Raw genomic sequence first — 12,054 nt, 5'->3', positions numbered from 1 at the left:
AAAAGTCTAATTGTTGTAACACCGATAAACACAGATTGACAAGCTTACGAAATTAAAATAATGTGTAAGCAGGCGGATGACCTTCGCCTTTCTAAGTGTTCTACTTTTCAGTAGGCATTCTTTTCAGGGCCATGATGTACACACCTGTTCATGGCTTTCGTATCGGTGGCTTTAGCTATTTCTGATTTACCTCCAGTTTCACTAGGAAATAACGATTTCCTAGTGCAATTGCGCAACCGAACCTCCCACCTAAACGTCTGGCTCGCTGAATATCAGCTTTCCATTTCTTTACGAAAAATCTATCACTGAAAAATTCAGTTAGATAGATTCGGCGTTTAGTTCAAAAGGTGTTGCTACGCAGCAACCAAAAGTCTCCGTTAGCCTCGGACTCAGACTCAATTCAGATTAGCGACCTGAAACCAGATGTTTAGATTTTCTAAATATCTTCCCTTGTGGGTGAATATTCCCCCACAGGGATTGTTCACCCAATTTTTAATTATTGGAGTGAACTATGAATAGTATTTTTTCGGCCGAGAGTGTTCTGCATCAGATCACCCTTAATCAAAAAATCACACTTTGTGACGCTGAAGGCGAGATTCAAACTGCTTCAGCTCAGATTGCCTTGCTTAACGATTCTCCGTTTCGTGATGTCAATTCAAAAATTCAAAAAAACGCCAAATTCCATGCTGATTTAGCTGGTGAGTTGTGTGGGACCCTTTATTTATCTGCGGCTGAATCTTTGAAATCAGAGATGGTTGCGACATTTAAAGAACTAATGAATCGACTCCCTTTAGAGCTTCAAGACAGTTTTACGTATGCCTTGCTTGACTCTGGCGCACGTACACGCTTGGCCAAACGGAATCTATTCAACTTGTTACATTGATTAACAAACCTACCTTTTTGGGGTGATGAATTGCCCTAAAAGGCGTTCTCACCCCTTTTCTTTTTTATTTTATTAAAACTGGAGTGAGACTATGGACGCTATCGTATTTGCGGCAATCTTTATGGGTTTTATGACTATCTATCTGTTTTTAGTTAGACCTGTATTAGAGAGATTGGGCCTAGTTTGGTAATGCCAAATTAACCACTGTAAATCGACATCACTTAAGCGTCCTCTAGGACTGTTTATGGGGTGTCACTAATGCTCTTTCGCAATAGACAGCACTAGCGACACTCTATAAACAGGAATTTTACTTATGTCTACACTATCTGCGATTTTCTACTCTGATCTGAATGTGCTCGTTACCGCGTCTGAAAAATGTGTTGCTATTACATCAAGCAAGGTTGGTTTTGATGTGAGCAGCAGTGATCATGGCGAACTGGCTGAGCGTTTATCAGTTTGGGCAAAATCTCAAAACATTCTGTCACCAGAGGAAACTCTAGGTGTTATCTAACCGGCTAGTAAGACCGTCTTACGGACGTGTCAGCCAATCAGTGCCGGTGCTGATTGGCACAACTAACCAAAGTGGGTTTTTTCAAGCCTATTTTGCTTAGTACCACTCCATGCTTCCTCACAACAACTCCCAATTAAGCGCTGAACATCAGTATTCCAATCGCCTACGCGAAACTGGAATTTAATTGCCGAGTTGTTGTTTGGTTGTGGTGCGTCTACTAGAGCATCTAGTTTGACCATCACAATCTCCCGAAAGGGCGCTTTGATGCTGCGTTAAGCATTTTTTCCCTTGTGGGTTCTGCCCACTAAAGGGCCGTACCCGCAACTTATTTATTTGGAGTGGGTATGGCTAAAAAATATCAAACCCGCGAGAAATCGTTGGGTGAATTAGGCATTCATGAATCTGTTGATTGGAGCGCTGAACAATGTCGCGCTTTTTGGGACGGAATCATTTCTGCAAATCTGGAGTTACTGAGAGATTCGGTGACTGAAGCGGAAGACATTCTTGACTGGGTGTTTTCAGAGCAGTTTCTAGTTGCTTGTCGTTATGCTGGTTTAGATTGTGATTTACTGAGGGATGGTGTCTTAGACGTCGTTGACCCAGTTGAAATCGTCAATGCCAGAATAAAGCTCAACAACGAAACTTGGTCTAAAAAACGCACTAAGCAGCAATCGCAATTGCGAAATGGCGAAGGCGTTTGGCAGACTATTTCTTGGGGCGAATCATTGGCACTATTTTGAGTCAGTATCGCTCCAGCATATCCAATTGCATCAGTAGAATCCGAGCCATAAAACGCTAACGGAGTTTGACTGCTGCAGCTGGTGAACAAATCAATTTATTAACCCTTGGGGTGAGTTTTGTCCCCCCGGGGCAGACTCACCCTTTTTTTATGCCTAACGGGCATATTTGGAGTGAGTCATGAAATTTAATACCGCAGGTAACATCGCTGCACGTCAGGCCAAAATTGCTTCATTGCAAGGCCAAAAAGGTCTCCATCTGTCTTTAGATTTCTCGTCCTTTTCGGGCAAGAAGTCAGAGAAATCATCAAAGGTATTTGATGATCAAGGTGGGGACGTGTCAGAAGTCACAGAGAAGCCTCGTAAGTTCTTGGTTGATAAATCAGCCCTCAAATTCGTCAGTAAATATTACATGAGAGCTAAGCGACTCATGGATACTGCTGGCATTCCTGTTTGGGGTGGGTGGTTAGTCCCTGAGAGTGAGTTCGATACCTTAAAAATTCGCTTTGAAGCAATTCAGCGTGCTTTTAATGAGGAAGCAGAAGCCTTCGTGAAAGATTACGAAGAGCTGCTGGATAACCAGTGTGCGGCACATCCTGAAGCGGCAAGATTCATTCGCCGTGATGCGCCTACTGTCAGTGACGTGGAATCACGCTTCTATATGAGCATGAGCCCACCAATGTCTATCGTTATCGGTTCTATGTCCGATGATGAATCGGCTGCTGCTGATACTCACTTGGATAAAAAGCTGCTTCAAGAATTTGCGGATTTGTCAGAGGATGTGTTGAATAAGATTGGTCGCGGCGACGTGATTGGTCAAAAGGCAATTTCATTCCTTGCTGATATGGAAGCAAAGGCGGCGAACTTCAGTTTTCTTTCTGATACTTGGGTCGGACTTGCGGCATGTCTCAATGAGATGCGCAACTCGTTCCCTAAGAATGGGCAACTGGATAGCAAATCGTTAGGTTTGTTACGGCTGTTACTAACGTCATTAAGCAACAAAACCGCGCTTGAAACTCTGTTAACGTCATACGACGAACTAGGCTTGGAAGCGATGGTTGAGCCTGAAATTGTTAACGAGCCTATGGCTGAGATTGATGAAGATGTCGCTCAGTTGCTACATGCGTTACGCGGATCCACAGAAGACAGTGGTGAAACGGAAGTTACAACGGCAAAAGTGACTGAAGAAGTGGAGCACTCGGAATTAAGTGCCGAGTTAGATGCCGCTTTTGCTGCGTTTTTTAATTAATTTTTAAACCCTTGGGGGTGAGTTTTGTCCCCATGGGGCAGACTCACCCTTTTATTTTAATGCCTTACGGGCATTTCTAAAATTTTGGAGTGAGTTATGTCTATTAAAGCTAAACAAGTATCCGGTGCAACAGTATTCCCATTATGCCCAACTTTAAGCGGTAAAATGGTCGCTGTTTTTGAAGGTATGGCTAACGTGCCAAAAGTGAACCCCAAGTACAGACCAAACGAGCGTAATTTGCTCATTGCGCTGACTTGGATGTTCGGAAAGAGTCGTAACATGTCACTGGCTTGTTATGGCGAAACAGGTACGGGTAAAACGGAGTTTGTCGCGTTTCTTGCGGCTTCTCTTGGCTTATCTCTGCACCGAGTATCCGTGAGTGAAACCATGCGCCCCGAAACGCTGAAGGGCAACATTGGTATCAAAAATGGTGAAACCGTTTTTGAAGAGAGCGTGGTGGTCAAAGCGTATCGCGAAGGCGGTATTCTGTTGCTGGACGAGCTGGATAAAGGCTCATTCGACCTGCTAGCTAGTCTTCACCCAATCCTCGAGGGCAAACCTCTTGCGATTGAGAAAACTGGCGAGGTGGTAAATCCTCACCCGCTCTTTAGAGTAATTGCAACGTGTCAGACCCCAGGTATAGCCGACATGTCTGGCCGTTACGGTTCTATTTCATCCGATATGGACGAGGCGGTTAAACGTCGCTTCCTTTGGATTGGCTTTGAATATCCAGCAATTTCTGTGGATACAGATATTCTCGGTGATATGACTAAGCTGTCTTATCGTATTCGTCTTGCTATGGCGAAATTTGCCAAAACGGTACGTGATGCGATGAACACCGATGCTGTCAACGGCAATTCTCAGCACTGCATTCAATCAGCACTATCAACTCGTGTTTTAGTTGATTGGGCGGTAATGTGGGAGTTGTTGCCTGACTTCACGATGCAGGAGGTGTTTGAGATTGTGTTTACAGCCGCTTCAACTCCTGAAGAGCGTCTAGCGCTTAATGAGTTGGGCAAGCTGCATTTAGCTGAAATGTTTACGCAATCGCTAACAGCTGCGAATGCTTAATTTAACCCTTGGGGGTGAGTACGCCCCCAAGGGCTTTCTCACCCCATTTTTTTGTACCTTACGGGTGCAATTGGAGTGAGAAATGAAAAGAAATACTGAACAAGCGTCATTCTCGATGCTGTCGAATGCGTTAACTCGCAAAGGCGTTAACGTCACGATTGCTGGTGGCAGTTCTTACACCAACGGTAAAAGAATTGTCATTGGGGTTGGCCCGTGGGATCAGATGGTTTGCTCGTTACTTCACGAGTCGGCCCATCTCAATCACACCAACTTCAGTGCAATCGGAAACGTCATGCAGCAGACCAGTACAGCGTTGAAAAACGCAATCAACGTGCTTGAGGACATAAGAATCGACTTGCGCAATATCAGGGAATTTCCTGGCGCAATACAGTCTTATCAATCAAGCCGAAGAATATTGGTAGACATCATTACCAAGCGTGAGTTTACAAACTGTCTCGACGACATTTTGTATTACGTACTTCTAGTCGGAAACCTTGAAAACGGGATTACTGCGATCAAACCAGCATTAGCTGGATTTGATTGGGTAACACTGGAGCTTGATAAGTTGTGTTTGAAATACGCACAGCTTGCACAAACGGCGAAAGACACCTTAGAAGTGCGTGAGTTGGCAGAAAACCTTCTGTTAGAGCTTGCGGCAATGCAACAGGCTAATCAGCAAGAAGCTGAAGCTGAAGCTGAAGGTGAAGCTGAAGGTGAAGCTGAAGGTGATGCTGAAGCTAAAGCTGAAGGTGATGCTGAAGGTGATGCTGAAGGTGATGCTGAAGGTGATGCTGAAGGTGATGCTGAAGGTGATGCTGAAGGTGATGCTGAAGGTGATGCTGAAGGTGATGCTGAAGGTGACGCTGAAGGTGACGCTGAAGGTGACGCTGAAGGTAAAAGCAACGGCAATACTAGCGGGAAGGCTCTTAGCAATAGCAAAGGGTTCAATGAAATCGATTTGGAGCAATCCTTCGAGGACTTGGACGTTGGCAAACTGTTAGAGGCTCACCGATATCAGCAAGATATGAGTAACTATTCTCGTGTTCCTGAACCAATCAAAGTCGTTCCTTACACAGTGCAGGAGTTGCTGCGTGGTAATCCAAGCAATGTTTTCCCTGCGGCAAATCTGCAGGTGAATGGCGCTGTCGCCAATGCTGTTAAGGTCATGTTCCGACAACGAAACATGAAATTATCCGGCGTGACGCAGTTTGGGGAGTTAGACGAGGATCGGTTGGTCGATGCTTTTCTGGGGAATCCTGGCGCTAAAAATATCCGTCGTGATATTGCGGCAAACCTTTCAGTTGGTGTGTTGCTTGATGCTTCAGGTTCTATGGGGTATCCGTGGGACGACACATACCGCTCTTATGTAGCAACAAAGGCGGCAATGGCAATGACACAGGCTCTTGAAAAACAGAGTGGTGTTTTGACGTCATTATCGTTGTTTGGTGATTTTTATCTGGAGCTAAAAGGTTTTGCTCTGAAGAAGACACCTTCGGTTTTGCCATATGTAGAGCTCGGCGGCACAAGTACAGGAAGTGCGATGATGGAAATGGGCAGCAAGCTCATTTTACAGTCATCGCAAAAAAAGGTGATGTTTGTGATTACCGATGGTCAACCGGACGTTCCGCAGGAAGTGGTTGGTTCTCTCGATTGGTTAGCTCAGCATGGCGTTGTGGTTTTGCCTGTCATCATTGGTCAGGTGGACGTAAGGTTTACTGGTTTTAAAGACCTTAAAGTAGCCTGTATCGACCACGTCAACGAGTTACCGAAACAGTTAATGCAGTTGCTTAAGCAACACATTTAACACTTTAAATCCCTAGAGGGGCGTACTTCCCCTCTAGGGAGAAGTGCGCCATTTAGCGCATGAATACGCAGTTTGATTGCTTCCCTGCAATCGCTCTCTCTGTGTGTTCGTCCTAGATTTCCCTCGGGGGATCTTTGATGCGTTCTCTAGTTAGTGGGTATCAAAGATCCCCTGAGTAAAGGAGCATTTATGGACGCAATACAAAAAATCCAAGCTATTCGGTCTAGCGTTAATCCGTTAGATATTTACGGCAAAATTCCGGCGCTCAGCGAAGCGCTACGCAAGAAACCATCTCAAGTACCTGATCCTCGGACGGGGAGTGGGACAACCGTGTTTCGAATTGCATCCAATGGTTCAACTTACCTCAACGGGGTTGGTTACATGGATGTGATAGATACGGTGGCATACGTACTTGATCTACCGAAGATGAAGGCCTGCGATGAAATCAGTCGTTTGGCTAATCTGAAATTAGATTCTGAGTACGTGGCATCGGGTTCTAGCAAACCTGCCGAGTACACATTACCTCCGGAAGATGTTGCAAAACGTACCGAGTCATTACGCAAGGTGTGGTCAAAATCCGTTCACGCAATGGAAGCTGATTATGTGAAGGCTTATCTGTCTAAACGCGGTTTAGATGTATCTGACTTACCCAATACACTGCGCGGAATTAAATCGTGTCTGAACGTCAGCAATGTCGATGGGAAATTGGTGAAAAGCTGGACTCCAGCGATGTTAGGCGTTTATTTCGATAAAGAAGGCAAGCCCCTGACATTGCACCGGATCTACCTGACACCCGAAGGTAATAAGGCCAATGTGGAAGACGTAAAAAAAATTATGTCGCCACCAGGTGATATAAGAGGTGGAGCTATCCGCCTTGATTATCATCCTGGGGAACACTTGGCTGTTGCTGAAGGCATTGAGACTGCTCTGGCAGTGCGAGAGATGTCCGGTTTACCGACGTGGGCGTGTTACAGCGATAGATTGTTAGAAGCTGTTCACATTCCATCGAGTGTAAAACGAGTCAGCATTTTTGCTGATAAAGACGTTTCTGGCGCAGGTCAGGCGGCAGCGGAAAATCTCAGGAAGCGGTTAGAATCGCATGGTGTTGAGGCTCGGGTATTTTTCCCCAAGCAAGCAATACCAGCGGGTTCGAAAGGCATTGATTGGCTTGATGAATACAATCAACTATCAAAACCGACAGCGGCTTGAGTCGTAAATGAATACCTTACAAAAGGTGTTCATTTTAAAGTGGATTAATAACAGTCTACTTTGAGATGAACACCTAAATACCACACACAGCGAGGGCGAAAGCCCTCAATGGGAAGCCCTCACTCTATAAACTAATGGAGTGAATATGAGTCAAAACGGCTTTCCAAACTGCCCAACGAACTACGTTGATGAAGTGAGCTTTTTCCTTGAGTTTCAGCCGAAACCGAGCAAGAAATCTACAGGAGAAGAAATCCACATCAACGGAAAAAACTACCTGCACCCCAGCGTGAAAAAGGAGGAATCCTGTAGCGTATGGCGGTTCATTGAGACAGACGGTGAGCGAATGATCACAAGCTCTCACACCGATTGCGGTGAAGTGCTTGGATACGTTCTTAGCCGGAAGTCACCCCCCGCAGGTATCACTATCAGGGTTCCCTTTGATAGTTAATTCCAAAGCCCTGCCAACGCGGGGCCGTTACCGAGTGGCCAACTTTGATGGCTACTCGGTAACGGCCTCAGTGCTAACCGAGCAACCCTTCCAACCTTGTTTAAGACCGTCGTAAATCGACTACTTTAAATACAGTTGGATTTTGCATGACTAATGTACTTGATGATTCTTGTACTGCGGTCATGTATTGGCGAAAGCCCGTCGAACCTACGTTAAGGTCTAACAATGCTTTAAGTACCGCTTAAAGCCAAAACCCTTGAGGTGTGCATAGCCTCAAGGCCTGCGCACCATTTTACTTTTTTACTAATTAATTTTTAGGAGTGAGTTATGGGCGCAGGTCATTTTTGTCTAGCAAACGCAAGTACCGTACATATCGAATTACCATTTGATGAAGCTTGGGAACCTTGGGAGTTGCACGACGAGACTCAGTGGTTTATTGAGAACGTAAAAAAGACAGTTCAGTCTCTTTTACCGAAATCATTCACTGAGCCAACATTTAATGTTCGCACTAGAGATGGAGAAATTATCGCTGAAAACGGCTTTTATAAAGTGCTGTTAACCAGCTGGTGTAGCTACATCGCTATCAGCGTACAAATCAAAGAAGCGAATTGGTCAGAACCTTGGGAATTTAATCCTTTGGCTCTTTTCCATCATGCTTCTGCAAGTACAAAACTTTTCGATGAGTTAAGTGAGCAATATGAAGTCCGAATCGCGACAAGCGCTTGGACTTCTGGTGCTTACATTCGAGAAGCCGCATAAATATAAATCAACATAGATTAACCATCCCTAGGGAATTTTGCCCTAGGGCGGATTCCCTTTAATTAACTTTATAGGTATCCGCTATGAAAAAATTCATTTGTGATGGTGAGAACTCAGCAAGGGTGATTGATGCCACTTCACTGAAAATGGCTCAAGAATCTTTTGAGTTAGCTAATTATGTTTAGTTGTTCCACAGGAGAATATTCATGTTACAACAGAACGTGCTACGATGCTCAAGTAAACTTTTTATACGAGTATCTAACATGCCATCAATCACAATTCGATTTGATGATCGTGACACTCTTCTTGCAGAATTGGAGGCCAAAGCTTCTCAGCTCGGTATTACAACTGAGCAATTGGTTCTACGTTTCGTTTCAGCAGGAATGCAGAGTGACTGTTCGCCATCGATCGCAGGAGAGTCCATTGAGGATTTCTTAGCGAGAAATGGGGTATTCAGCAAACCATAATTCAATCAAATTATTTCCTACAACTAGGTCGAGGTTCCTATGAGTAACCCTACGGCCCTAGTTGGGGTCATTCTATTTGCCTGGTTCCCTTCGGATGAACATCCTAATCGGCCAGGCCCCAAATTCCGTCCTGTTATAGTTGTTGATGCAGACCCGTCTGGTACACAGTTGCGCTTGGCTTACGGCACAAGTCAACGAGTGGACGAAAACCACCGGGGAGAGCTCACTTTTAGAAGTCACGAGATGGAAAAATTAGACAAAGATACAAAATTTTGCCTCGGAAGAACTCGCTGGGTTCCTGTGACACCGGAATACTTTGTCAAAGATGGCAAACAAGTGATCATCGGTACCATACCTAAAAATCGCGTTAGAGACCTCTATTTGCGAGTACAGGAAGTGCTGTAACCTTATCGAATTTGATTTTTAAACCCTTGGGGGTGAGTTTTGTCCCCATGGGGCAGACTCACCCTTTTATTTTAATGCCTTACGGGCATTTCTAAAATTTTGGAGTGAGTCATGCAATTACAGAAAATCAGTTTCAAAGAAGCAAAACAACTTGTGGCTTTGACGGCACCACATTTGGACGTATTGATAAACCAAAAGCGTCAAACAATCGTGCTGTTTTACAAGGGGATGGAAGACATCCTTTATGTAAAAGGGTCTCAAGTCATCGTTGTAGATGATATAGAAAACCTGACAGGTTTTGGATTAGTTAATTCAATCCAGAACCTGAACAACATCATAATGAGAGCAGACTTTGATGATTACATATCCCTTATGAATTGGGCATCTTCGGAGCATCTTCAAGATGCAGAGAAGGTGGTCAATCAAGACAGGATATTGGAGTTTCATCAGAATGCCTCCCGCACTGCATTATTAGCCGCTTCGATTTATGAAAATCTTAAATTGATTCAAGCCGAAATGCGTAAATTCGAAACAACAATGGTTTGACACCTTTCAAGCGAGCCCAGCGCCGCTTAGTGAAAGAGCCTTTGTAGTCGATATTTAACCCCCAAGGGTACACAAGTGCCTTTGGGCTGCGTGTACCTTTAATCAGTAGTGAGGACACGCTATGAGTAAATTAGAAGGTGGCAGTAAAAGCGAGATTATAGATCGTCGAGAGCAGCGTTTTTTTGCGATTCTCGATGCTTCTTTTTTAATAACTGGGCTTTTTGGATATGTACTGCTTTTTAATGCGACCAAAGAGGATTTAATCGTTTTAATTGGGGTCGTTAATTCGTATGTGCTATTGAATCAGCTTGTTAAGGCAAGTTTCAACTTCAATTACATCCTCAAAGTGGCAGTTATATCTATCGTCTTTAGCGCGATATACCGCTTTTTAGCTTCACTAGCAATTTAACCTAGACAGTTAATGCTGCCATTGCAGCTTAACATCAAAATTTAACCCTTGGGGTGAGTAATGTCCCCTAGGGCCATAGCTCACCCTTTTTTGTTTTATGCCTTACGGGCATTTATGGAGTGAGTCACATGGCAACAATCATTAATACTAAAATTGGAGATTCCAAAGGCCGCGCTCGCGTGTGGGTCGAGGGTTCCAAGCTATCACGAGAAGGGTGGGATGCAGGTCGAAATTACACTATTCACGCAAACGGAAATGAAATCCGCTTAGCGGCAGATGAACAGGGTAAGTACACCGTAAGCCGTCGCAGTAAAAACGGTAATATCACACCCATTATCGATTTAACCTGTAAAGCGATTACAGAGGTTTTTGAAGGCATTAGCAAACTCAGAGTGTTGATTAAAGCAGGGGTAATCATTATCTCAGCGCATCATCAATCTGAGCGGGTTAAGAGTCGGGAATCACGATTAATGTCACGCCTGCAAAATGGTGAGTCATTGAAAGTGGCCTCGTTATTCCATGGCGGTGGCGTGTTAGATAAGGCTGTCCATCATGGATTAGAGTCGGCGGGGATCTCCAGCAAAATAGCTGTCGCTGTTGAGCTAGAGTCCCAGTACCTCGATTCGAGCCTGACCAACAATCCAGAGTTGTGGGATAGCAGTTCTATTGTGATTGAGTCTCCGGTTCAAGATGTGAACTTGCAGCAATGCAATATGGAGGTCGATGTGCTAGTAGGAGGTATCCCTTGCGTCGGCGCATCAAAAAGCGGTCGAAGTAAACTGAAGCTCCAGTTCGCAGAATCTCACGATTCGGCAGGCGCTTTGTTCTTCTCGTTTCTTCAGTTCGCGCAAGTGTTAAATCCGGCGATTATCTTGATAGAAAATGTGGTCGAATACGCCAATACTTCATCAATGACAGTCATCAGGTCTGTGCTGGGTTCGTTGGGGTACAACCTCCACGAAACCACATTAGATGGTGGCCGCTGGGTTTTAGAACGTCGTAAACGCTTAGCCGTTGTCGCTCTGTCGTCGGGAATTGATATGTCAGAGTTTGACATCTATTCACTTATGCCTTCTCGCTTTCCAGAGCCCAGTCTAGGGCATATTTTGGATGCGGTGCCGGACGATAGCGACAGGTACAAGCCGTTTGATTATCTGGCGGCGAAGGAAGAGCGCGATAAAGCGGCAGGTAAGGGGTTTGCTCATCAGTTATTGACAGCAGATTCCGATGGCTGTGGTGTGATAGGCAAGGACTACGCGAAATGCCGTAGCACTGAGCCATTCATCATCAATCCAGTTGACTCCGCGTTATCAAGATTGTTCACACCGGTTGAGCATTGCCGCGTGAAGGGGATCCCCGTTGAAGTCATTCAGGGATTGTCTGACACACTGGCGCATCAAATCCTTGGGCAATCGGTGATATACCCTGCTTTTAAAGACTTGATGCAATCAGTAGGAACAACGCTTTTAACCAATACCGTTAATACTGCAGTTGCAGCTTAACATCAAAATTTAACCCTTGGGGGTGAGTTTGCCCCTCCGGGCCATAACTCCCCC

Annotated in this window: 14 protein-coding genes; all 14 read left to right on the top strand. The window is 44.9% G+C overall.

The features are described 5' to 3' along the window. Window positions 1-511: 511 nt before the first annotated feature. The 14 genes from L5M37_RS19875 (at window position 512) to L5M37_RS19810 (ending at window position 12,000) form a co-directional block, all read left to right on the top strand. Window positions 512-883, top strand: a complete 372-nt coding sequence (locus L5M37_RS19875; RefSeq protein WP_037426830.1) for a hypothetical protein — start codon at window positions 512-514, stop codon at window positions 881-883. A 313-nt stretch (window positions 884-1,196) separates the two neighbouring features. Then, on the top strand, window positions 1,197-1,394 hold the full coding sequence (locus tag L5M37_RS19870; RefSeq protein ID WP_259560879.1) for a hypothetical protein: 198 nt from the start codon (window positions 1,197-1,199) through the stop codon (window positions 1,392-1,394). Between the two features lie 344 nt (window positions 1,395-1,738). Continuing rightward, the gene (locus L5M37_RS19865) at window positions 1,739-2,134 is read left to right on the top strand and encodes a hypothetical protein (RefSeq protein WP_011711540.1); all 396 of its coding nucleotides are present in this window, start codon (window positions 1,739-1,741) and stop codon (window positions 2,132-2,134) included. Between the two features lie 178 nt (window positions 2,135-2,312). Further along, window positions 2,313-3,380 (top strand): DUF3150 domain-containing protein, encoded by a 1,068-nt coding sequence (locus L5M37_RS19860; RefSeq protein ID WP_011711539.1) that lies wholly within the window; start codon window positions 2,313-2,315, stop codon window positions 3,378-3,380. Window positions 3,381-3,476: 96 nt separating this feature from the next. Then, window positions 3,477-4,451, top strand: coding sequence for an AAA family ATPase (locus L5M37_RS19855; RefSeq protein ID WP_011711538.1), 975 nt, complete (start codon window positions 3,477-3,479; stop codon window positions 4,449-4,451). Window positions 4,452-4,533: 82 nt separating this feature from the next. Then, window positions 4,534-6,255 (top strand): hypothetical protein, encoded by a 1,722-nt coding sequence (locus L5M37_RS19850; RefSeq protein WP_263201688.1) that lies wholly within the window; start codon window positions 4,534-4,536, stop codon window positions 6,253-6,255. Window positions 6,256-6,444: 189 nt separating this feature from the next. Further along, on the top strand, window positions 6,445-7,464 hold the full coding sequence (locus L5M37_RS19845; protein WP_086904913.1) for a toprim domain-containing protein: 1,020 nt from the start codon (window positions 6,445-6,447) through the stop codon (window positions 7,462-7,464). 145 nt (window positions 7,465-7,609) lie between these two features. Then, a complete protein-coding gene (locus L5M37_RS19840; RefSeq protein WP_140907539.1) occupies window positions 7,610-7,912 on the top strand; it encodes a hypothetical protein in 303 nt (100 codons plus the stop codon). Between the two features lie 327 nt (window positions 7,913-8,239). Next, window positions 8,240-8,671 (top strand): hypothetical protein, encoded by a 432-nt coding sequence (locus L5M37_RS19835; RefSeq protein WP_088212894.1) that lies wholly within the window; start codon window positions 8,240-8,242, stop codon window positions 8,669-8,671. A 263-nt stretch (window positions 8,672-8,934) separates the two neighbouring features. Then, entirely contained in the window at window positions 8,935-9,138 is a 204-nt protein-coding gene (locus tag L5M37_RS19830; RefSeq protein WP_263149195.1) for a hypothetical protein, read from the top strand. 39 nt (window positions 9,139-9,177) lie between these two features. Further along, a complete protein-coding gene (locus L5M37_RS19825) occupies window positions 9,178-9,543 on the top strand; it encodes a toxin of addiction system (protein WP_259216095.1) in 366 nt (121 codons plus the stop codon). A gap of 111 nt (window positions 9,544-9,654) precedes the next feature. Further along, on the top strand, window positions 9,655-10,089 hold the full coding sequence (locus L5M37_RS19820) for a hypothetical protein (protein WP_011711533.1): 435 nt from the start codon (window positions 9,655-9,657) through the stop codon (window positions 10,087-10,089). Between the two features lie 121 nt (window positions 10,090-10,210). Continuing rightward, on the top strand, window positions 10,211-10,498 hold the full coding sequence (locus tag L5M37_RS19815) for a hypothetical protein (RefSeq protein ID WP_140907540.1): 288 nt from the start codon (window positions 10,211-10,213) through the stop codon (window positions 10,496-10,498). 128 nt (window positions 10,499-10,626) lie between these two features. Next, window positions 10,627-12,000, top strand: a complete 1,374-nt coding sequence (locus tag L5M37_RS19810; protein WP_263201687.1) for a DNA cytosine methyltransferase — start codon at window positions 10,627-10,629, stop codon at window positions 11,998-12,000. Window positions 12,001-12,054 lie beyond the last annotated feature (54 nt).

The organism is Shewanella sp. SM69 (genome assembly GCF_025653985.1).
In the GTDB taxonomy this organism is placed as follows: domain Bacteria; phylum Pseudomonadota; class Gammaproteobacteria; order Enterobacterales; family Shewanellaceae; genus Shewanella; species Shewanella oncorhynchi.
This window is presented reverse-complemented; position numbering and strand designations above follow the sequence as displayed.

Excerpts from the sequence above, each read along its gene's own strand:
- L5M37_RS19875 (WP_037426830.1), top strand. The coding sequence starts at position 512 with ATGAATAGTATTTTTTCGGCCGAGAGTGTTCTGCATCAGATCACCCTT.
- L5M37_RS19870 (WP_259560879.1), top strand. The coding sequence starts at position 1,197 with ATGTCTACACTATCTGCGATTTTCTACTCTGATCTGAATGTGCTCGTT.
- L5M37_RS19865 (WP_011711540.1), top strand. The coding sequence starts at position 1,739 with ATGGCTAAAAAATATCAAACCCGCGAGAAATCGTTGGGTGAATTAGGC.
- L5M37_RS19860 (WP_011711539.1), top strand. The coding sequence starts at position 2,313 with ATGAAATTTAATACCGCAGGTAACATCGCTGCACGTCAGGCCAAAATT.
- L5M37_RS19855 (WP_011711538.1), top strand. The coding sequence starts at position 3,477 with ATGTCTATTAAAGCTAAACAAGTATCCGGTGCAACAGTATTCCCATTA.
- L5M37_RS19850 (WP_263201688.1), top strand. The coding sequence starts at position 4,534 with ATGAAAAGAAATACTGAACAAGCGTCATTCTCGATGCTGTCGAATGCG.
- L5M37_RS19845 (WP_086904913.1), top strand. The coding sequence starts at position 6,445 with ATGGACGCAATACAAAAAATCCAAGCTATTCGGTCTAGCGTTAATCCG.
- L5M37_RS19840 (WP_140907539.1), top strand. The coding sequence starts at position 7,610 with ATGAGTCAAAACGGCTTTCCAAACTGCCCAACGAACTACGTTGATGAA.
- L5M37_RS19835 (WP_088212894.1), top strand. The coding sequence starts at position 8,240 with ATGGGCGCAGGTCATTTTTGTCTAGCAAACGCAAGTACCGTACATATC.
- L5M37_RS19830 (WP_263149195.1), top strand. The coding sequence starts at position 8,935 with ATGCCATCAATCACAATTCGATTTGATGATCGTGACACTCTTCTTGCA.
- L5M37_RS19825 (WP_259216095.1), top strand. The coding sequence starts at position 9,178 with ATGAGTAACCCTACGGCCCTAGTTGGGGTCATTCTATTTGCCTGGTTC.
- L5M37_RS19820 (WP_011711533.1), top strand. The coding sequence starts at position 9,655 with ATGCAATTACAGAAAATCAGTTTCAAAGAAGCAAAACAACTTGTGGCT.
- L5M37_RS19815 (WP_140907540.1), top strand. The coding sequence starts at position 10,211 with ATGAGTAAATTAGAAGGTGGCAGTAAAAGCGAGATTATAGATCGTCGA.
- L5M37_RS19810 (WP_263201687.1), top strand. The coding sequence starts at position 10,627 with ATGGCAACAATCATTAATACTAAAATTGGAGATTCCAAAGGCCGCGCT.